The organism is Bacillus gobiensis (genome assembly GCF_001278705.1).
Lineage (GTDB): Bacteria > Bacillota > Bacilli > Bacillales > Bacillaceae > Bacillus > Bacillus gobiensis.
On record NZ_CP012600.1, the window covers coordinates 2,018,376 to 2,038,091 of the forward strand.

General features: G+C 38.1%; 21 protein-coding genes and 4 pseudogenes. 9 read left to right on the top strand and 16 right to left on the bottom strand.

What is annotated here, in order from left to right; genetic code table 11:
* The first annotated feature begins 77 nt into the window (after positions 1-77).
* Positions 78-953 (top strand): R2-like ligand-binding oxidase, encoded by an 876-nt coding sequence (locus tag AM592_RS10055; protein WP_082363938.1) that lies wholly within the window; start codon positions 78-80, stop codon positions 951-953.
* Between the two features lie 419 nt (positions 954-1,372).
* On the opposite strand, the gene AM592_RS10060 is transcribed toward AM592_RS10055, so the two are convergent.
* From AM592_RS10060 to AM592_RS10080, 5 genes are all read right to left on the bottom strand, one after another.
* Positions 1,373-2,692, bottom strand: a complete 1,320-nt coding sequence (locus AM592_RS10060) for a nucleobase:cation symporter-2 family protein (RefSeq protein ID WP_225970353.1) — start codon at positions 2,690-2,692, stop codon at positions 1,373-1,375.
* Positions 2,693-2,891: 199 nt separating this feature from the next.
* Complete coding sequence (locus tag AM592_RS10065) at positions 2,892-3,962, bottom strand: DUF4236 domain-containing protein (RefSeq protein ID WP_053603684.1); 1,071 nt, start codon at positions 3,960-3,962, stop codon at positions 2,892-2,894.
* 268 nt (positions 3,963-4,230) lie between these two features.
* Positions 4,231-5,436 (bottom strand): hypothetical protein, encoded by a 1,206-nt coding sequence (locus AM592_RS10070; protein WP_053603685.1) that lies wholly within the window; start codon positions 5,434-5,436, stop codon positions 4,231-4,233.
* 136 nt (positions 5,437-5,572) lie between these two features.
* Entirely contained in the window at positions 5,573-6,070 is a 498-nt protein-coding gene (locus AM592_RS10075; protein WP_053603686.1) for a hypothetical protein, read from the bottom strand.
* 40 nt (positions 6,071-6,110) lie between these two features.
* Entirely contained in the window at positions 6,111-6,389 is a 279-nt protein-coding gene (locus tag AM592_RS10080) for a hypothetical protein (RefSeq protein WP_053603687.1), read from the bottom strand.
* A gap of 345 nt (positions 6,390-6,734) precedes the next feature.
* Here AM592_RS10080 and AM592_RS10085 point away from each other — a divergent pair, with 345 nt between their 5' ends.
* Positions 6,735-7,454, top strand: coding sequence for a YebC/PmpR family DNA-binding transcriptional regulator (locus AM592_RS10085; protein ID WP_053603688.1), 720 nt, complete (start codon positions 6,735-6,737; stop codon positions 7,452-7,454).
* A gap of 121 nt (positions 7,455-7,575) precedes the next feature.
* Positions 7,576-8,082 carry a DUF3189 family protein gene (locus AM592_RS10090; RefSeq protein ID WP_053603689.1) on the top strand — a complete coding sequence of 169 codons (507 nt, stop codon included), beginning with the start codon at positions 7,576-7,578 and terminating at the stop codon, positions 8,080-8,082.
* 318 nt (positions 8,083-8,400) lie between these two features.
* Here the strand turns inward: AM592_RS10090 and AM592_RS10095 are convergent, their stop codons facing one another.
* Positions 8,401-8,946 carry a BA5345 family protein gene (locus tag AM592_RS10095; RefSeq protein ID WP_053603690.1) on the bottom strand — a complete coding sequence of 182 codons (546 nt, stop codon included), beginning with the start codon at positions 8,944-8,946 and terminating at the stop codon, positions 8,401-8,403.
* Positions 8,947-9,074: 128 nt separating this feature from the next.
* A pseudogene (locus AM592_RS23275) lies at positions 9,075-9,386 on the bottom strand (hypothetical protein); the annotation flags it as partial.
* A gap of 281 nt (positions 9,387-9,667) precedes the next feature.
* On the opposite strand from AM592_RS23275, the gene AM592_RS10100 reads away from it, so the two are divergent.
* Positions 9,668-10,264: a TetR/AcrR family transcriptional regulator gene (locus AM592_RS10100; protein WP_053603691.1), complete on the top strand. Its 597-nt coding sequence runs from the start codon at positions 9,668-9,670 to the stop codon at positions 10,262-10,264.
* Between the two features lie 108 nt (positions 10,265-10,372).
* Here the strand turns inward: AM592_RS10100 and AM592_RS10105 are convergent, their stop codons facing one another.
* Complete coding sequence (locus tag AM592_RS10105) at positions 10,373-11,242, bottom strand: NmrA family NAD(P)-binding protein (RefSeq protein ID WP_053603692.1); 870 nt, start codon at positions 11,240-11,242, stop codon at positions 10,373-10,375.
* A 35-nt stretch (positions 11,243-11,277) separates the two neighbouring features.
* Positions 11,278-11,673 carry a nuclear transport factor 2 family protein gene (locus tag AM592_RS10110; RefSeq protein ID WP_053603693.1) on the bottom strand — a complete coding sequence of 132 codons (396 nt, stop codon included), beginning with the start codon at positions 11,671-11,673 and terminating at the stop codon, positions 11,278-11,280.
* A gap of 477 nt (positions 11,674-12,150) precedes the next feature.
* Between AM592_RS10110 and AM592_RS10115 the strand changes: the two are divergent.
* Positions 12,151-12,333, top strand: a pseudogene (locus AM592_RS10115) (cupin domain-containing protein); the annotation flags it as partial.
* A gap of 283 nt (positions 12,334-12,616) precedes the next feature.
* Here AM592_RS10115 and AM592_RS24360 read toward each other — a convergent pair.
* Positions 12,617-12,766 (bottom strand): hypothetical protein, encoded by a 150-nt coding sequence (locus tag AM592_RS24360; protein WP_192841143.1) that lies wholly within the window; start codon positions 12,764-12,766, stop codon positions 12,617-12,619.
* A 534-nt stretch (positions 12,767-13,300) separates the two neighbouring features.
* Positions 13,301-13,849 carry a GNAT family N-acetyltransferase gene (locus AM592_RS10125; protein WP_053603695.1) on the bottom strand — a complete coding sequence of 183 codons (549 nt, stop codon included), beginning with the start codon at positions 13,847-13,849 and terminating at the stop codon, positions 13,301-13,303.
* 315 nt (positions 13,850-14,164) lie between these two features.
* On the opposite strand from AM592_RS10125, the gene AM592_RS10130 reads away from it, so the two are divergent.
* The 3 genes from AM592_RS10130 to AM592_RS10140 all read left to right on the top strand — a co-directional run bounded on the left by AM592_RS10130 (position 14,165) and on the right by AM592_RS10140 (position 17,005).
* Positions 14,165-14,809, top strand: a complete 645-nt coding sequence (locus AM592_RS10130; RefSeq protein WP_053603696.1) for a polysaccharide deacetylase family protein — start codon at positions 14,165-14,167, stop codon at positions 14,807-14,809.
* A 195-nt stretch (positions 14,810-15,004) separates the two neighbouring features.
* Positions 15,005-15,748: a glycosyltransferase gene (locus AM592_RS10135; RefSeq protein ID WP_098945224.1), complete on the top strand. Its 744-nt coding sequence runs from the start codon at positions 15,005-15,007 to the stop codon at positions 15,746-15,748.
* Positions 15,749-16,243: 495 nt separating this feature from the next.
* Positions 16,244-17,005, top strand: a complete 762-nt coding sequence (locus AM592_RS10140; protein WP_053603697.1) for a glycosyltransferase — start codon at positions 16,244-16,246, stop codon at positions 17,003-17,005.
* Positions 17,006-17,156: 151 nt separating this feature from the next.
* Here the strand turns inward: AM592_RS10140 and AM592_RS10145 are convergent, their stop codons facing one another.
* Positions 17,157-17,375, bottom strand: coding sequence for a hypothetical protein (locus AM592_RS10145; RefSeq protein ID WP_053603698.1), 219 nt, complete (start codon positions 17,373-17,375; stop codon positions 17,157-17,159).
* 154 nt (positions 17,376-17,529) lie between these two features.
* Here AM592_RS10145 and AM592_RS25350 point away from each other — a divergent pair.
* Positions 17,530-17,580: pseudogene (locus AM592_RS25350) on the top strand (hypothetical protein); the annotation flags it as partial.
* 38 nt (positions 17,581-17,618) lie between these two features.
* Here AM592_RS25350 and AM592_RS24600 read toward each other — a convergent pair.
* From AM592_RS24600 to AM592_RS24610, 4 genes and pseudogenes are all read right to left on the bottom strand, one after another.
* The gene (locus tag AM592_RS24600) at positions 17,619-17,948 is read right to left on the bottom strand and encodes a hypothetical protein (protein ID WP_053603699.1); all 330 of its coding nucleotides are present in this window, start codon (positions 17,946-17,948) and stop codon (positions 17,619-17,621) included.
* Between the two features lie 266 nt (positions 17,949-18,214).
* Positions 18,215-18,397: pseudogene (locus AM592_RS23280) on the bottom strand (CBS domain-containing protein); the annotation flags it as partial.
* Between the two features lie 394 nt (positions 18,398-18,791).
* Complete coding sequence (locus AM592_RS24605; protein ID WP_053603700.1) at positions 18,792-19,463, bottom strand: peptidase G2 autoproteolytic cleavage domain-containing protein; 672 nt, start codon at positions 19,461-19,463, stop codon at positions 18,792-18,794.
* Positions 19,433-19,639: a hypothetical protein gene (locus AM592_RS24610; protein WP_053603701.1), complete on the bottom strand. Its 207-nt coding sequence runs from the start codon at positions 19,637-19,639 to the stop codon at positions 19,433-19,435. Before AM592_RS24610 ends, AM592_RS24605 begins: the two co-directional genes overlap by 31 nt.
* Positions 19,640-19,716 lie beyond the last annotated feature (77 nt).

The window sequence follows — 19,716 nt, forward strand, 5'->3', positions numbered from 1 at the left end:
AATAGGGAGAGGAATATGTCCATACATATAAATTCTCTTTGCATAAAATAAAAATAAAGAGATAAGGAGGGATTTTCTTGAGAAAAAAACTCATAAGCACAAGCTCACAAGGCTTAATGGAAGATTCATATCCATACCAATTGTATCAAAAGGCAAAAAAATTCGGAGTGTGGAATCCTCAGAATATTGATTTTTCACAGGATCAAGAAGATTGGAAAACACTTCCGGTTAAACAAAAAGACTGGATTTTGAAACTTCTCGCTCAATTTCAAGGAGGAGAAGAGGCGGTTACGCTTGACTTACTCCCTTTACTGATGGTGATTGCGAAGGAAGGCAGACTGGAAGAGGAGCTGTTCCTCACGACATTTTTATACGATGAAGCAAAACATACTGAATTCTTTCGTCGGGTATTAAATGCTATAGGTGAAAAAGGCGACCTTTCCCATTTGCATTCTGATTCCTACCGTAAAATGTTTTATGAAATTCTCCCTGAAACAATGGAACGGCTATGGCATGATCAAACCCCTGAAGCATTAGCCGATGCAGCTACCGTATACAATATGTTTTCCGAAGGAGTATTGGCGGAAACCGGATACAAAGGATTTTACGACGGATTGCAAATGATCGGCAAAATGCCTGGTCTTATAGAGGGAGTTGACAACTTAAAGAAAGATGAATCAAGGCATATTGCTTACGGAACTTTTCTTCTTCAACGCTTGATTTGTGAACATCCTCATCTTTTTGACAGAGTGGTTAAGAAGCTTGAAGAGTTGGCTCCACTTGCTATTTCCTTAAATACCGAGGGAATTATTAGTGATGGGGAAAAAGCAAAAGAATACAAGTCTGAAATTAAGAATTATTCGAAAAAACAGCTTATGGTAAGAATCGATATCCTTGCAAAGGCGAAGGGCCAAACAATCGAAGAGATTTATCGATCTACAGGTGGAAACTAGAAAAACAACTGACAACATTTTATTGCAACACATACGTAGTTTAAAATCACACCGAATGAAAACTCCCTTCTATGATTGAATAAAATATCATAGAAGGAAGTTCTCTTATTTCAATCATTCAAATAGAATGAATCTGGATTAAGAAAAATGAAAATCAACAGTAAATATCCAGTGCAACAACACTCTTATCTTTCAAAAACGATTTCTTTTGCAAATGTACTAAAAGTTCGAATGGTCAAAAAGGTACAATTGGCTTTTCAATTTCAATAAGCCATTTAAACAAAATCATCCCTCATATCTTTTTTAATACATAAATAATATACCATATGTTTTCTGTTTTGTTATTCTACTAATCTACATCGCCTCAAACGAATAAACTCGCCTAAAGACAGACGAGTACAGTTATACAACAGAGCTTATCAACTAGTCTCTGAATGAACGGTCTTTTCGAAAGGAACTGCATTTTTTTTCGTTTTCATATGAAAAAATAAATTTAAAACAATAGCGGTCAAGCTCCCGGTAATGATACCGTCACTGACAAAGATTTTTAGAGCTTCAGGAAGCTGTGAAAATAAATCCGGAACGACGGTTACACCGAGCCCTAAAGACAGTGAGCATGCAATGATAAGCAAGTTGCTCTGCGCATTAAGATTAACCGCGCTTAACATTTTAATGCCGGATGAAATAACCATTCCGAATAATACAACCATCGCACCGCCTAATACAGGAGCCGGAATGATTGTTGCAAGCTCGGCAATTTTCGGAATTAGTCCAAGGAAAACAAGGACAAAACCTGCGACTACGACCACGTGCTTCGTTTTTACTTTAGATAGCTGCACGAGCCCGACATTTTGTGCAAAAGTATTATAAGGAAAAGCGTTAAAAATCCCTCCTAATGTAATCGCTAAGCCTTCTGCCCGATACCCTTTGCTAAAATCCTTCTCATCCAACTTGCGATCACAAATTTTACTTAATGCTAAAAATACGCCTGTTGACTCAATGATGATAACGATGCTTACTAAAATCATTGTTAAAATAGGACCAATTTCAAACGATGGAGCACCGAAATAAAAAGGAGTTGGAATGTGTACCCATGACGCTTCGGCTACGCCGGATAAATCAACTTTTCCCATAAAGAAGCCTGCTATTGTACCTGCAACGATCCCTATCAATACGGAAAGTGTTCGTAAAAAACCGGTAAACACGCGATTTAAAAATAATATCAGCACCATTACCCCAAATGCCAGCAGCAAATTTGCCGGGGCTCCGAAGTCATCACTCCCCGCTCCCCCTGCCATATTGCGAATCGCCGAAGGCACAAGGGACAACCCAATCATAGTAACAACCGAACCAGTCACAACGGGAGGAAACAGCTTAAGCAGCTTTCCAAAAAAACCGGCAAACAACAATACAAACAGACCAGCTGCAATAATCGCCCCATAAATCGCATTCACACCATACTGACTCCCTATAGCAATCATAGGAGTCAGAGCCACGAATGAGCTCCCAAGCACAACCGGCAGCCCGATTCCAAACCATTTATTGTTCCATGCTTGAAGCAGTGTGGCAATTCCGCAAGTAAGTAAATCAATGGCTACAAGATAAGCTAAATCGTGTGAGCTTAAATTTAGTGCACGGCCAACTGTTAACGGAACTAATATTGCCCCTGCGTACATGGCCAGCACATGCTGTATACCGAGCGAAGCGAGAGTAAACGGATTAATCTTTTTTCTGTCCAATGAAAATCCCTCCCTATTTTTTTGCATTTCACGTTAAAAGATCTAACACAACATGTAATACTTTTTATAGTAAGGTGATTTTCTGTTTGTGTCATTGGTCATGTTAACTAAAAATTGCAAACAGTTATACACTCAATTGACAAATAATTTCTCTTACAAAAAAATCGACCATCCTCATTTTTTAGGAATGGCCGATTTATTACTTTGCTGATTTAACTTCTGGCTCACTTACAAACAGTTTATCTACTTCATGGAACCCGGAAGCATGATTAAAATCGATATGGCAGTTGAAATTTGACAAAGAGTCAAAGCAATTGATTCGATCAAATTCCAGTTCATTTAAGCTGTCTTTATCTATTCTAGCAGACAAAATGATTTTCTTTTCTTCAACGTCTGCAGCCATATTGACTACAGAATCGACAACATGAATGTAGACTACTTTTAAAGGAAGCAGCGCAAACATTTCCCTGGCAATTCTAAATACACTGTTGCAAACATACTCTTTCTGAAGATTAATGAATGTGTCTTCTGGCATCTCACTGGATAGCAGCTTGCCAGACTGCGTGAAGGTCTTTTCGCTAAAAACATCGAATTCGATTTCCATTACCTTTGCATTGACTGCTGAAACCACGAAAGCGCTACCGTATTTCAGCATATCATCAAAAGGTGCGAATTCTTTAATGACGCGGAAATATGTATCGACATCTCCGGAAATCACTTTACTGGCGAATCTAATATCTCTCACCCACGATTGATATTCTATAATGTCAATATCTCGAGATCTATAGACATTTTCTTTTAACGCTTGGAGTTTCTTTCCGTATCTTCCTAACAGCCTGGTCAAAAGTTTTGGCTTGTATTTGTTTAATTGAGCTAAGGCTTTTGTTTCAAGAGGGCCTATTTCTCCCTTTGGCTTGTTATATGGAGGAATTGAGTCTCTCACTTCCGGCCAATTAATGTGATCTTCGGCAATATGATGAATCGAATGAATTCTATTAAGCTTATTGACAGCTAATTTTGCCTTCTCCAATTCACTGTATCGCTCTCGGTTCATTTTTACATCAGCAATCTCTTTACTTTGATGGAATTCCAATGTTTTCACTGAACAATTTGATGAAGAACGGATCTCTGCAGTTTCACCACCGTGAGAACGTGAATGTACGCTATACCTTAACGGTTTTAGCGAGCTTGTGACACCAATACTTTTAGAGTTCGCATGAAAACGGGTCTCCGGAGTAATATTAAAGCTTTTTCTAGTTTTTAACCCCACCTTTACTCCCCCTTTTTTACATATTGTAGCACAAAAATATGTCTTTTAACCTATTAGAGAAATTTTTTCTAGGAAAAAAGGACTTAAAAAGGAGTTTGGATAATTGGACATTTTTAATCATTTTTAATCATTCACATTAATAAAGTCGAAATCGTTGTCGACTCGACTTATTTTGATTCAATAATAGCTATTTTTTTAGCTTTGCTCTTAAAATTGTTCAATGGTCAATAGAAGATTGCTTCCGTTTTTAGATTGATCAGCCGGTATTCTATTGAAGCCTGTACTGGTATCTTCCGCCAATCTGATTTACACTTATGACGGCTTCGAAGCCAGAAGCAGGAAAGTTAGGATTGGTAATGATCAAATGGCCTGTGGAATCAGTGCTCAAGGTAGGAAATCCTAAATTGTTTTGATCGAATGCCCTGTTAATAGACATCACTGTTACTACAGCTGAATCATTAAGCGGATTGCCGTACATAAGAAGAGTATAATTGAACTCATAAAAAGGACCGATAATTAATAAATTAATGAATGCAGTTATATTATTGTTGATTTTAACTGTTGCATTTGCTCCGGTCGTTAGAGCAAAATCTTTGGAATAAGGTTTCCTGATAACCGATATTGTGCCATCTTCATTGGTAGCTAACCGATCACAATAGATCGCTCTGCCCAATCTGCTTGTGTCGCTAAAGGACATAAAGTGCCCGCAAATATATACGTTATTCTTGGTTGAATCGACAAGTTCAACGACATTTCTTCCAATGATTTCAACTTTTTGATCGCCATAAAAATTTGTGTTCACATGCCCTTCATTTCGAACGATCGGCGTTGAATTTCTCGTCCATACGTTAATATCCAAAGGTGAATGATATGGCAGGCATCCTGGGCCAATTTTGATCTTTGGCTCCGTTTCAGAAAGTGCCTGATTAATCGTACATCCGGTACCTAAACCACTGCCATGAAAAGAATCGAGTCCATTCGTTCTCTTATACTCAAGCGCGGTTTTACATGCGGATTGAAAATCACAATGTTCGGCAACGACGTATTCAGTAAATTCACCAGCAAATTCATTATGAAGCAGAATACCTGTTTTCAACCGTCCAAACTTAATATTCCGGAAAACAGTCGTATTGACGCCTATGGCTTCAATACCGATTGTTGTATCATTTCCAATAATTCGGAAGCTGCCGATTTCTCCTCCATTTGCAGAGCCGCTGCCACCTTGGAAGACAAAAGCAGGCTCATTATTGATTCCTGTAGCATCAATGACTGAATCAAAACCCACACCTTTAATAATCGGCTGTATGAATCCTGGAGGAAAAATAATAGGTCTAGTGATTTTAATCGTATAACCAGGAATGACCAGTTCGGCATATGAATCATTTAACGAATCCGCCCATTGCTGCATTTTAACCGTTTCATCCGTCCCATCACCAACGACACCAAACTCCTCTGTGCTTCTTTGAATACTCATTTAATTCGTCCTCCCCTATCTTGCATATTCTATCGAGAATATAGATAAAAAACCTCTTTTGTCTATCATAATAAATAGAACAAAAAGAGGTTCGGGCGGAATGGTCTTTAATTTTCTCTTTGCAACTGCCATTATTTCAATTATTCTGCTCTTTCGAAAAATCTAATTTGACCAGCTTCTTTGAGAGAATACGTAATAACCAAGGGAAAAAGAAGCCAAATAATACGAAGTAAATCGGTATGCCGTACCACGTTTCCCAATATATATTTTTCATATATCCTACTTGAACCAAACCTGATTCTAAGAGAAAAGACAGAAATGTAAAAAACACTGTAAACACCCATTTTTTTTGCGGGATGTAAAAATTCACATAAATCGTGGCAATACTTGCAGGAACAAAGGTAAGAAGAAACGTGTCACTTAGCTCTGTCGTATTTTTCTTTGCTATGTCAAACAGATCGATTGGTACAGCGGCTACGGTATCAGCTAACCAAGTAATATCTCCGGCTACCCCTAAAGTAACAAAAATTCCCGTCCACGTTAAATTTTTTTTAGGCATAAACAATACGATCAATAACAATGCCACTCCTAGTATCCATACATACCATTCACCTTCAACCTTAAATATTTCCATTTCATCACCTACAGGGAGAAATTGATAAACACGATCTTAATTAACGATTATTTTCCTCTGAATCAGAAATTGGCGAACCAGTAGATGTATGTTCGATGACCCATTCACGAGCAATATCAGAAACTGCGGACCAATCTGGAATTGTGTCATTGTGTTGTTGAATCCAGCTCAAACAAGCCTGAGGATCAATACTGTGCTTTTCGCACTCCGAGAAAAACGACTGGATTGTAGATTCATTACAGTTTTCCCATGACCCGCAAGTTGATCGCCAAATATCTTCAATTTTCTTATGTACGGTACTTTCATTTTGGTCTTTCATTAGTCGTCCCTCCAGCACTATTTCAATGATATATTCATATCATTCCCAGTGACCAAAAAACTATGTAGCAATTATCAAGATATTATAAAGCGGAGATACTCGAAACAAATGATGTATTTGAGGTATAATTAATATAGTGTTTCCAGATACAAAAAACAGCTTAGCTCATAAAGTGAACCTTCAATCCGTGGGATCCCAAGGTTTGTTAGGTGAACCTGACCTAGCTTTTACGGGCAGCCTGTGCCCTGCCTGGACTTTCCCTTGAAGCAGGGATCTTACTGCCTGTTAACGCGGGATAGAATTTATATTTTTTTAGATTTAAAGTCGAAAGAGAGTGAAACAAAGATGGGCCGTAAGTGGAATAATATTAAGGAAAAAAAGGCGTCAAAGGATGCAAATACAAGTCGGATCTATGCAAAATTCGGCCGTGAAATTTATGTAGCTGCCAAGCAAGGAGAGCCTGATCCGGAATCGAATCAAGCGTTACGCGTCGTACTCGAGCGGGCAAAAACGTACAATGTACCGAAAACGATTATTGACCGTGCTATTGAAAAAGCGAAGGGCGGTTCAGAAGAAAATTATGACGAACTTCGATACGAAGGCTTTGGACCAAACGGATCAATGGTGATTGTAGACGCACTAACAAATAATGTGAACCGTACCGCATCAGAAGTTCGCGCTGCATTTGGCAAAAACGGCGGGAACATGGGAGTTAGCGGATCTGTCACCTATATGTTTGATGAAACAGCTGTCATTGGACTTGAAGGAAAAACGGCAGATGAAGCTTTAGAAATCTTAATGGAAGCTGATATTGACGTACGCGACATATTAGAAGAAGATGAAGCCGTTATCATTTATGCTGAACCCGACCAGTTTCATGCCGTGCAAGAAGCTTTCAAAAATGCCGGAATTACTGAATTTACAGTTGCCGAGCTCACAATGCTTGCACAAAACGACGTGACCCTTCCAGAGGATGCCCAAGCACAATTTGAAAGAATGGTGGATGTATTAGAAGATTTAGAAGATGTCAGACAAGTGTATCACAATGTTGATTTAGGCGAATAATGCATGGAGCAGACTGTTTTCTATAGGTCTGCTTTTTTCTTACTTCAGGTTCATGGATGATCGAAGGGGCAATTGGAAAGTATAGATATAAATCGTAATAATGCTAAAAAGGATGATTCATATGATTTATATCTATAATGATTATGGCGGAACCCATACGACTGCCATGGCAGCAGCGTATCATTTGAAAAATTTGCCTGTCGATCGGACGCTGACAAAGGAAGAAATATTGAATGTGAAATATTTTAACAAGCTAACTCCTTCTGATATTGGAAAAATCATTTTTCACGGAATCGATGAGGATGGAAATTCAATTTATACCATTGGTCGAAAATCCTCCAAACTTGTTGTTCCTGCGTTAAAAAACTTAAGCCTATTATTGCAGAATACATATCAGGGAGATGAAAAAATCATTTATTCGAACACCATGCCAACTGTTCCTTTCGTTATGAAAATTGGCGGATTTCTTTCCAGACAGTTGAAAATTGATTTTCTTGGTGTCCCGTTACTCATTTTAGGCGCGAAGCAATGCTACCGAGATATTATCCGGCTGGTTGAGCACACGAAAGAGGTTGGAAAATCGACAAATGATAAGGTCGTTGTGTTGGAGAATGAGCAATTTAAATAATGTTGAAAACCTTTGGACTTCTAATTACGAAGGTTTTTTATTTTGTCATCTTTTAAATGAATATATTTTAGTCTGGATCACCAGTAATAAAACACCAGGAATTAAATGGTCTTGATTGATCCACCCCTCAGCCGCTAAACAACCTATCCATAGGATTTTTCTTCCTTTGATCACGCAGTATTTTTTTACTACAATGGAATAATAGATCAGTTTTGGAGGTTTTTTATTATATGAAGAGATTTTTGGCATCAGACAAAAAGACTTCCAAGAATAAACTTTGGAAGTCTCTGAGTTAAGGAATTTCCACAAAAAAACGAATCAAACGTGATATTCATCATTAACTTTTCTCCAAAAGTAATCAAGATTGCTTTGAAAATAAACGTAATTAATACCAACAATTATGTTCAAAACAACAATCACACCTACTAAGACATACACCTCTGTTGAGAACCCCAGCCAGAATAAAGATAAACTTATAATTGAAATTAAAGAAATAAAAAAGCTAAAAGTTAAAGACCTTAAAGCATGAACATTGCCTAGCCGATAACTGTATATTCTTTGGATATCAGATCCATTAGGGTGCTTCATAATTTTTTCATCAAGCTCAAATTCTTCTCTAAAGTACTTCGCCCATTTTTTAGTAAAGACAAACCCAAAAAGCATGCTTATCTGATGGATTAAGTGCCCGATTATAATACCTATTCCTATAAAAAGCCCCGTAAAAGCAACTATTGCTGCCCCATTGCTTTTAATAAAATACATAATGAAAGTGCTATCTTTTAAAGAGAAATAGATTAATAGAATCGATAAGTATACCCAACCAGGAATCCCCCATCGAATAGCATGCTTTGTTTCAAAATTCATGAAACACCTCCTCCTTTCAATAGAGAACATTCACGAATACGCTTTCAATCTAATTCAGCAAACAATGATACTCAATCTGAAAAAAGAAAGAGAAGAAATTTTCTCCTCATCCCCTTTGCTATTATAAATCAATCATAGAACATGACGGTCACATATTTGCCAGAGTAATCAAACACAAAAAATTCAGCCTTGTTATTGTCTCCGTCTACATATTTCCCGATATTATTAAAATTGTAACATTCACCAGGCGAAAAGTAATTTGCCCCTACATAATCATCCTGATTGTCACCTGCATCATCTTCATACAGATGAAGCGTTACAGAAAAGTTTGATTTTGACGAAAGGCAGACCCTAAAATCTCCTCCACCGGAATATACAGGATTACTGGAGTAAATATAAGTATACGTGCCTAGCTTGTCCCATTCTCCTGCTCCAGCGGTTCTAATGGGATAACGAGTGCACACATGATAGTGAGTAATACAGCACTAGCTTTGTTGAATTTCATTTTGATCCCCCCTTGATTTTTTGTAAACCATACTGGAAAATTATATATTTATTTACCAATTAAATGAATGGGGAATTATTCCCGAAAAAATTTGATCTTTCTTTCCCAACCTCAACCACAAGGCGTAAAAAGACGAACAGCTTATGCCAACTTTCTACCATGGTTGCAGCTCTTCGTTATTTATCCTATGATAAAATATAAAAAGGAGCGCTGTGGGTGGCAAGAACAAAAGCATTTGATACGAATGAAGTTCTACATAAAGCCATGTCCGTCTTTGGGAGTCGGGGCTATGAAGGCACCACGCTACCGGACTTAATAAACGGACTGGGCATTGCCCGCCAGAGTTTATATGACACATACGGCACTAAGCGTGATTTATTTCTTTCGTCTGTAAAATACTATTTGGATCAAAAAAATCGTGACCTACAGGAACTGATTGATCACCCTGGAACGGTCACTGACAAAGTGGAGCAGGCTTTCACCATGATGATCAGGGTTCTTGCGGATCCAGACCTGCGCCAGAAGTGCTTCATCATCAGCAGCGCAATTGAGCAGGCGCCTCATGACCAAGAGCTGGCTGCCTATATACATGAGAATACGAAACAGGTGGAACACGCATTTTATACGATGTTAGAGCGAGGGATGGAACAGGGCGAACTAAGTCAGGAATTAAATATTAGCGACCTGTCCCGTTTTCTGACCCATGAGCGAATAGCCTTGGTATATGCAGCAAAGATGGGAATGGATGAACAGAATCTGGTCGGCATCATGCAGATTGTGCTATCCATTATCAAGCCGAATGAAGGAAATTGAGTTCTACAAAAGAAAGAGCTGTCCCCCGGTCATCTGTGATGGCGGTTGGGAAAGCTCTTCTGTATAGTTGCGTATGAAAAGAGTCGGCTTTAGTCCGGTCTCTGGCTGTTAAGCAGATTTAAACCAGTTCTTATTATTCTGGATGAAATCCTCTAGTGAACGCGGCTTTCGTCCAGTTACCTGAAGCACAGTGTCTGTAACCTGGTCTTCCGATCCTTCCACGCGGATACGGTGGTCCAACCCCGCCAAGAAAGTTGCATATGGAGCAGGTATGCCGGCAGCTGTCAGCGCCTGCACCAACTGATCTTCCGTAATGGAGAGATGCTTTACGTTTAGGCCGGTAAGCTTGTGGATCAATGCGGCTGCTTCAGCATAACTGAGTGATTGAGGACCAGTAATAATATGCTCCCTGTTGTGCGGTACTTTATCAGTTAACGCATGAAAGCCGACCTCGGCAATATCTTCTGCATCTACGAATCCCACTTTGCCGTCACCGGTAGCGGTAAAGATTTGCCCTCGCTGACGCAAAGTATGTCCGTGTCCGCCTTCGGTGAAATTCTGCATGAAATAAGAAGGACGCAGCACGGCCCATTCAGGCGCGTGCTCTTGCAGGTACTGATGAACGGAGCCGAAAACTGGTCCATGCTCCGAAATCGATGCGCTGGATAGCAGAACGAATCGGCGAATGGAAGCGTCGAGTGCTCTACGAATGAAGGGAATCATGACTTCTTCGGGATGCATATCCGTCGGCGCAACAAGATAAATTGCGCTAATACCTTGCAAAGCCATTTCGTGGTTGGCGTCATCATCATACCAGTCAAAGAGTACATGGTCAGCCCGTGCACCGTCCATTTTAGATACGCTACGTCCGGCACTTCGGATGAGATAGCCTTGCCTTATTAGAAGTTGCGCGATACGGGAGGAAGTTTTCCCTTGTCCCCCGGTGAGCAGGATGCGAGTTGATGTTTCGGTATGCATGAGAACAGCTCCTTATAATCAATCAAATAGCTACATCAAAGTGCTAACGGATTCCAGTAGTCCTGATACCGGACAATCTTGCCGTCTTTAACCTCTACTACAGAAATATATTGCTGTTCATAAGGTTTACCCTCCGCCAGGATGGTACCGCTTGCTTCAAACTGTGTAAAGAACACCGGGGAGTCAGCCGACACATGAACAATAGGTGTCGTAAAAGAAGTAATCACAAGTACATTTTCCAGCAAGTCAAGGTGCTGCTTCAGAGCTGCTTTGCCTTCCAATTGTTTTGGGTACGGTTTAGGAGCATAAGGAAATTCAAAAATTACTTCCTCATCAAACAAATCGAGCATAGCTTCATAATCCTTGCGAATAAAACGGTCTGTGAAAAGTTGCATGATTTCTTCGGCCTGTTCGGAAGAAATGGTACTCATTCAGATTCCTCGCTTTCTTTGGCAGAGTATACCTCTATAGTGAAAAGTCAGAGGGGTATGAACTTACAATACCAATTCCGTACTGATTGGTCAAATATATTCGGACTGATTGATCTTGAATCAAAAAGCTTTCAATCGGTTACAAATGTTAAACACCGATTTAAAACAGTATGGAAAACTTCGAATTCTTTCTTTTAATAAATAAATGAAGAGTTTAATCTCTCTTTGATCCTCATATAATTACTTCCATCATATCTGCTCAATATTTTCCGCTTTACATCTTTGAATACAAAACGGTGAGATAGTTGAAAGCCCTTTTTATATGAGGAATTTTTTATATGGGGTATAGAAATGGATTTTATGTGTGGAATGAAAATCTAGACAAATTTATTCTAATAATTCCGATCACCAAACAAATTAGAAGTACATAAAATGCTTATAAAGTTTTATTGCTCAGGTAAAGAGGTGAAAAAAATTATGGTTTCATACTTGGATTACTCATCTCCATCGGCTCAATTCACATTTGACGTTAATAATAGCCCCTTATTTAAAAAGGATAACAACAATTTTATTAACGTATTAGGTGTGAAACAGTTAAATACATTGGAAAATGTGTCTCTATTAGACATTTTTCTAAGTGCTAATAATGTTGTAGAACCACAGGCGTAAATTGGATGCATGCTATAAAGTAAATTGAAAGCGGCTACTTACAAGGACAGCGAAAATAAGTGAGATTCGGGGTCAAATAATCGAAAAATAGACAACATATTATAAGAGAGCGAAAAAGTAAAATGTACCCTATAGAGTAAACACTAACACTGTCTGCTTGTAGGGTGCTTTTTTTGTATGAATATGTATATTTGTAATATGAGACTAATACTTCATCAATCACTAATTTTTTTCGAGTTTTCACTATTGCTAGTTAAGAGGTTCAAGTGTATGCTTATTTTCTCTTAAATCCAAATATAAGACTGCTTAATCCCATTAAAAAACCTCCGGCAATACCGATCACGACTCCAAACAGAGTCCATTCAGAAATGTAAATCCCTAAAAGAAATAGCGCTAAGCCTATAATAAGTATTAATTTATTCATTATTCAACCCTCCACTCCTAAAACTTTCCTCTTCAACTATAACATAGAATTTAATCATTATAATTATTAAACAGCATAAGAAAAAACGTCCTAGGAGAGAAACTCCGATTGACGGTTTAGAAAGTGTACGATCTTTTTGGAAAGATTGGATATAAGGAACATAACAAAGCCTTTTACGATCGTTAACTTCCAAAATAAATGAATTTCCAATGATTCTTACCCGTATATAAGAAAAAGGTAAAATACCTAGTATACTAAAGTATCGCAGAATGTTTACAATCTGGATTTTTCCACACAAAAAAAGCAAGGGATACATATCGCTTAACCCCTTGCTATGAGTGACTTTTAGGACGCGCTCGGAAGGATGCGAACCCCCGGCAAGACGTGGTACCGGAAACCGTCAGCCTTAAAACAACCTGTTTTTCGAGATACACCTTCATCAAGAACCATGATTATTACATGCATTTTTTCGTTTCACAATGACTACACTCAAACAAAAACTGTGTTATAAAAACAAATTCCTCTCCCGCCTAATTAAATCAGTTTGAGGTCTCCTTTAATAATTGAATACATATATAAATCATCAAATTTACCACATGTATATTCATAATGCCTTAATAAACCTTCTCTTTTAAACCCCTGCTTTTCGACTAATCTTTGTGATGATAAATTCGCAGGTTCAATTAGAGCCTCAATTCTTTCCAGTTCAAAGTATTGAAAACCAAATTTAATAACAGCTTTTAAGGCTTCACCAGCTATTCCTTGCCCCCAATAACTTTTACTTAATTCAAATCCTACTTCAGCTCGATAATGTCTGGGGCGCATATTAAGAAAGCCACAACTACCTATAACTGCACCAGAATTTTTCTGTGTAATCCCCCACCTAATTCCTGTACCTTCTTCCAATATTGATTTATACCACCTTATTTCACCCAAGACATCATCAGGTGATTCGTATGGTTCTAACCCCATATGTTTCACAACGTCTTTATCAGATAGGTATTTAAACATATCATTAGCATCCTCAAATGACACTTCTTTTAAAATTAATCGTTCTGTTTCTATGATAGGAAATCTATCCATCAATAACTCACTCCTCCCCAAAGCATTAGCTTTAGTTATCTCCATTCTTTAGTTAATAATATCCAACTCAATTAATCAACTTAATTATCATTTTTAAATGAATTTTCCCATTAAGCGTACTGGTAGCACTTAAGTTCATCGAGATAAGCAGATAAAAAAGAACCTTTTGAAATAATCGCATTCTTCCAAGACTACAGGCATCTGAACAAGCATTTATGCATTATCCTCATATGAATATAGCAAAGAGAATGGTTAAGCAAATTGGTAAACAAAAAAAGTAAAAGAAAAAAATCCCCTTAGAAAGGGCTGTAGGGTATGAACGAACAATCCCCCCGCTTTGTCTGCCTCACTTTTGATGATGGACCTTCGGCTTACACTGTTAACATCCTGGATATTCTTAAAACATATCAAGCAAGGGCAACATTCTTCATAGTTGGATCAGAAGCACAAAAATTCCCGGATATAGTCAGGCGGATCCACGCAGAAGGGCACGTGATCGGCAATCATACATGGAGTCATCCGAAAATTACCAATCTGTCAAACAATGAGCTTCAGGAAGAAGTTCATTCTACAAATCATCAGATTCAGCAAATAATTAATATTACTCCTGATTTATTTCGTCCTCCCTTTGGACGAATCAATAATCGAACTTCAGCCGAACTAAAAAAATTGGGAATGACGCCAGTTTTATGGAATGTATCTAGTTGGGATTGGTTGAAGAATATGGATTCTGATATTTTATCTCTGTATGTCAATGTAAGTCTCAAAAGAAATAATATTATTCTGCTTCACGATGGTGATCAATTTTGCGGCCCAAGGAATAATACGGTATCTGCATTGCCATCTATTATCGAATATCTTTTAAAAAATAATTATTCTTTTTTAACGGTTCCAGAGTTTCATCAAAATGGTTTTAAGACAGAGAAGTGGAATATTCGGCACTTTCTACGTCATTTGTAACTTTTTTTAATACTTATTTTGCAACAAAGCTTTTTATTAAGAAGGATCAAACAATTAATAATGATGTTTCTAAATTACATTAGTAATGGATACTCTTATTATCTTTTCTTTACCAAGAAAAAAATCCAATCATACTCAAACGCTCTATCATAATTTGTAAAGGACAAACATTTTTATGTAAAGGAGGAATACTTCATGAAGATGAAGCAGTCAACTAGAGAGAAAGTGAAATTCTCTATTATTATTCCTGCACACAATGAAGAAAAATATATTGGTAAATGCTTAGACTCGATCTTGGAGGCAGCTAAACGCTGTGAAGGGAAAGTAGAGATCATTGTAGTCCTGAATCGATGTACAGACAAAACTGAAAAAATTGCAAAGTCTTATAATTGCATTACAATAAAAAATAATGATAAAAATCTTTCAAAAATTCGGAATGCCGGTGCAAAGATCGCAAGAGGAGAAATATTAGTTACGATAGATGCTGATACAAGAATGACCCCGAAAATGCTGGATAAAGCAGACAAGTATCTATCGTCAGGAAGGTATATCGGCGGAGGTGTTAGCGGAACTTTCGATAGAAGGTCATTAGGAATCACAGTATCTTTCCTATCTTTAGCCATTCCAGTCTATTTAAAATACGGAACGAAATCAGTAGGCATTTTCTGGTGTTATCGCAAGGATTTCGAAGCTATTAATGGGTTTAACGAAAAGATTTTTATGGGAGAAGACATTGACTTTGCCCTCCGGTTAGAAAAATTGGGAGAGAAACGTAATAAACGATACGGTACGATTCATTTTGGCATGATCACATCCTCGAGAAAGTTTGATCGATACGGGGATTGGTATTTGATGGAAAACCCGAAATTGAGAGAAGCCTATCTCAAAGGAACTGACTCAGCGCTAGCCAAAGAGTACTATTATGATTATAAAAATTAATCAACCTTTTAAGAAGAGTACGAAACGGATTTCTAGCTAGACATTATTTAAAATAGCTGATATCTGCATGATCTATATTCTAAGCTAAATATATTTCCATCGTTAAAAATGAACTCCTTGTAATACGATAGCCAGAACATGTGCGGGTGAAAATGCATTGCTGTTATCAATGCACTGGGACATACTTTTCGAAAAAAGACTGATATATCTAGATTCTCAAGATTAGAAATAACAGAGTGATTGATGTATATCAGCCTTTTTTGTAAATTTTTTTGGGTTAAATCAATGGTAAGTGAAGAGCAAATAAAACATACATATGAAGAAGGTGACAAAAAAGATAAAACAATTACATATGGATTCCCAGATTATAAGTCATGGTTATGTAATGGTTACTATTATCATCTTTTCTTTACCAAGTAAAAAATCCAATCACACTCAAGCGCTCTATCATAATTTGTAAAGGACAAACAATTATATACAAAGGAGGAATAATTCATGAACGAGATGAAGCAGCCAACTACAGAGAATGTAAAATTTTCTGTTATCATTCCTGCGCACAACGAAGAAGAATACATTGGGAAATGCTTGGACTCAATCTTGGAGGCAGCTAAACGCTGTGAAGGGCAAGTAGAAATCATTGTAGTCCTGAATCGATGTACAGACCAAACCGAAGAAATTGCAAAATCTTATAATTGCATTACAATAAAAAATAATGATAAAAATCTATCAAAAATTCGGAATGCCGGTGCAAGGATTGCAAGAGGAGATATATTAGTTACAATAGATGCTGATTCAAGAATGGCTCCGCATATGCTGTATAAAGCAGACAAATACCTATCATCAGGAAGGTATATCGGCGGGGGGGTTAGTGGAGTTTTTGATAGAACCTCATTAGGAATCATAGTATCGACCATGGCTTTGGCCATTCCGATAGTTTTAAAATACGGAACGAAATCAGTAGGCATTTTCTGGTGTTATCGCAAGGATTTTGAAGCAATTAATGGATTTAATGAAGAACGTTTTATGGCTGTAGACGCTGACTTTGCCAGCCGGTTAGAAAAATGGGGAAAGAAAAATAAGAAACGATACGGAACGATTCCCTTTGCCATGATCACATCCTCGAGAAAATTTGATCGATACGGAGACTGGTTTTTAATAAAAAATCCAGAAACGATAAAAGCCTATCTCAATGGAACAAACTCAGAACAGGCCAGAGAGTTATATTATGACTATGAAAACAAGCATGAAGAAAAATAGCTGGACATTTTTTTGGAACCGGCTGATATTTGCATATCAACAAATCGTTTGAAGCCTAAATATCTCCACCGTTGAAGATGAAGTTCCTACAAAATGTTTGCGGGAACATGTACGGATGAAGCTTTTTATCTTTATGTGGTTGAGACAGTGCCTAAAAGCTCCAACTAATGCTTCCCCATACCCATTTGTAAATTACATGTTCACATTCATCAAAATTACTAAACACTTCTCTGTGAAGTTCCTGCAAAAACTTTGCTACTTCCCTTGTAATCGGTACGTCTCTCCCCTTCCTATTTTTCGAAACCTGGGAAGGTATGTGAATCGGAGAAAGCATCACATTAACTGCTTCATTGATACTTAGGATAAACACTTTATCTCTCCACTGAGCGTATTCAATGATTTCTGGCCTGGTTGGAGTAGTAGCTTTAGGGGGGGGCTGGATTAATATACTTTATAAACAAGAAAATGGACCCTGAAAAAAGATCCCATCTATTACCACCAATTTAGCCGGAGTTTATTCGCAGATGGGAAAAGTGCTAATCATTGATACCGACAATCAGGGGAATGCTGCCCTTTCTTTTGGATTGAATCCAGATAAATTTGAAGAGACGCTTTATAACACGGTCATGAGGGCAGGTAGGTGGAGTTTCGGGATGTTTGCAATCGACAACAACGCCACAGCCGCGCCCAATGCCTTAAAGCCAACGACAAGCCAGTTCATCACCGTGATGCCGGCCGTGTACTCGGCAAGTGGACCCCCGGCGAAATGGTCTGTGACCTCGAAGACGATATTGACCACCGCAAACGCGATGCACCACAGAGCCATCAGGACCCCGATCACAGTGACACCTGGCCCTGGGGAGCGAATGGACTTGGGATGATCGGTTGAGGCGGCAGGAATGAAAGCTAGAACTAAAGACATGAAAATCTTTTTTAATTTCACCTTTGTTATATCCTCCTTTTTATATCCAGTCCAATCATTCGTTTAACATTCATAATAAAATCACCTCAAAACCATTGTACTCAGCAAAAGGAAAGTCGAGGTGACCTCAAGTTTAAATCTAGTTTAAGTTTTGGTATATGACAAGCAGAAGTATGCCTGGTTTCCCAGATGCGGGTTTAATCATCTTCTCTAGAAAAATTAAAAGATAGGCTTTTTTAAAATATCTTGAGTAAGTTTGAACTTACACAATTTATTTAACAAACCCTTTATTTGTTAGGTTCAGCTGGAACCGGAATATTTTCAAGGGCTGCTCCGACTTTTTTGTTCGACTGATTACTTACAGCTACAGCTAAATCACCTAGCGAGACAATGCCGACTAATTTGTCATTTTCCACAATAGGAAGTCAACGAATTTGAAGCTGGGACATTATATTGGCAGCTTCCTCAACTATCCCGAAGGGTACTTTCCTGAGAATTTGGGCCTGATTTATCATCTAAAAAATAAGAGCCAAAACCCTTATATTCCAAGGATTTTGACTCTTATTATTGGATGAGATTCGAACTCCCGACCGGCGGCTTAGAAGGAGAGTGATCTTATTGCAAGCGTTGGGTAAATGCTTATAACAAAGCGTTTTATATCAAGGCTTTTAACCTTGAATGACATGAAAATTACCTAAAATAAATCAATATCCCAAGGCAACGAAACACTAACAACCCGGGAGTGTAAACTAAATTAGGAAGCAAGAGTCGTACGTTCTTACACTTACACAATTAAATCACACTCATATTTAACAGATTCACTACAAATCATGAAAGTTAATTCGAGAATATTTATAATAAGTTCTATTTAAGCAACACTAATACTTGATTTGTTCCTGTACGCTTCAGTACACGATATCCTTGCACTGATTTTGTCGCGATTCCCTCATCATTTGGCCTGCAATAGCCATCAACTTCACAAGTGCCATCATCTCGAACGAGTACTTGACCGATTAACCCAACAGCCACCCATTCCGGCCGTCTTACACGAGGGATATATTCTTCATCAGGATTCCATTCTGGATTAAGCATTGGCCGTATTTCTATTCTTTCTGGAATAAGAACATTTCCTTCACTATCTTTTTCAGCTGGAACGGTCACTTCATGATATTTTTTTCGTCCCCATTCATCAGTAAGATATTTTCCTTGCCAGCGTAACCCGGCACTATTTCCAAGAAGACTTGGAGTAGCACTAGTAATACCCAGAATATATGAATCACTAGCAGTTGCTTTTTGAACTTTATGACCAATTGTTGTCACAAAATATCCTACATCAATCGTTTTTCCATCTACAGTTTCAAACATTTCAGCATAATCGGCGGCTGGACTACCATATATTCCATCGATAAACATATTACCATTATTTAAAAGTTTTCCAATAAGTCCAGTTAGATCATACGGAACAGCTCCAAAGGCAACATTCCAAGAATAAGTTGGATCGCCATTTAGATTGTTAACGGCTCCATTTCGTCCCATAATATGGGCTCCTTCAAAGCCATTTGTTGAGGTAAGGAGACCTTCAGAATGAGATAACTCCCCATTGGCCATTGTACCTGATCCTTCAGCGTGTGAAGAGTTTCCACTTGCGGTTGTACCGTTTCCTTCGGCGTGTGAAGATTCCCCACTTGCTGTTGTTCCTGATCCTTCGGCATGACTCCCCTGAGCTAAAGAGTTAGTCGAAACCCCTTCGGCATGGGCACCATTTGCATTTATACCTGTACTTGTTGAT

What these genes read in the sequence shown, in the direction of transcription:
- AM592_RS10070 (WP_053603685.1), bottom strand. Translation starts at nt 5,436, where the DNA reads ATGAGTATTCAAAGAAGCACAGAGGAGTTTGGTGTCGTTGGTGATGGG.
- AM592_RS10075 (WP_053603686.1), bottom strand. Translation starts at nt 6,070, where the DNA reads ATGGAAATATTTAAGGTTGAAGGTGAATGGTATGTATGGATACTAGGA.
- AM592_RS10080 (WP_053603687.1), bottom strand. Translation starts at nt 6,389, where the DNA reads ATGAAAGACCAAAATGAAAGTACCGTACATAAGAAAATTGAAGATATT.
- AM592_RS10085 (WP_053603688.1), top strand. Translation starts at nt 6,735, where the DNA reads ATGGGCCGTAAGTGGAATAATATTAAGGAAAAAAAGGCGTCAAAGGAT.
- AM592_RS10090 (WP_053603689.1), top strand. Translation starts at nt 7,576, where the DNA reads ATGATTTATATCTATAATGATTATGGCGGAACCCATACGACTGCCATG.
- AM592_RS10095 (WP_053603690.1), bottom strand. Translation starts at nt 8,946, where the DNA reads ATGAATTTTGAAACAAAGCATGCTATTCGATGGGGGATTCCTGGTTGG.
- AM592_RS10105 (WP_053603692.1), bottom strand. Translation starts at nt 11,242, where the DNA reads ATGCATACCGAAACATCAACTCGCATCCTGCTCACCGGGGGACAAGGG.
- AM592_RS10110 (WP_053603693.1), bottom strand. Translation starts at nt 11,673, where the DNA reads ATGAGTACCATTTCTTCCGAACAGGCCGAAGAAATCATGCAACTTTTC.
- AM592_RS24360 (WP_192841143.1), bottom strand. Translation starts at nt 12,766, where the DNA reads ATGAATAAATTAATACTTATTATAGGCTTAGCGCTATTTCTTTTAGGG.
- AM592_RS10125 (WP_053603695.1), bottom strand. Translation starts at nt 13,849, where the DNA reads ATGGATAGATTTCCTATCATAGAAACAGAACGATTAATTTTAAAAGAA.
- AM592_RS10130 (WP_053603696.1), top strand. Translation starts at nt 14,165, where the DNA reads ATGAACGAACAATCCCCCCGCTTTGTCTGCCTCACTTTTGATGATGGA.
- AM592_RS10135 (WP_098945224.1), top strand. Translation starts at nt 15,005, where the DNA reads ATGAAGATGAAGCAGTCAACTAGAGAGAAAGTGAAATTCTCTATTATT.
- AM592_RS10140 (WP_053603697.1), top strand. Translation starts at nt 16,244, where the DNA reads ATGAACGAGATGAAGCAGCCAACTACAGAGAATGTAAAATTTTCTGTT.
- AM592_RS24605 (WP_053603700.1), bottom strand. Translation starts at nt 19,463, where the DNA reads ATGGGACGAAATGGAGCCGTTAACAATCTAAATGGCGATCCAACTTAT.
- AM592_RS24610 (WP_053603701.1), bottom strand. Translation starts at nt 19,639, where the DNA reads ATGCCGAAGGATCAGGAACAACAGCAAGTGGGGAATCTTCACACGCCG.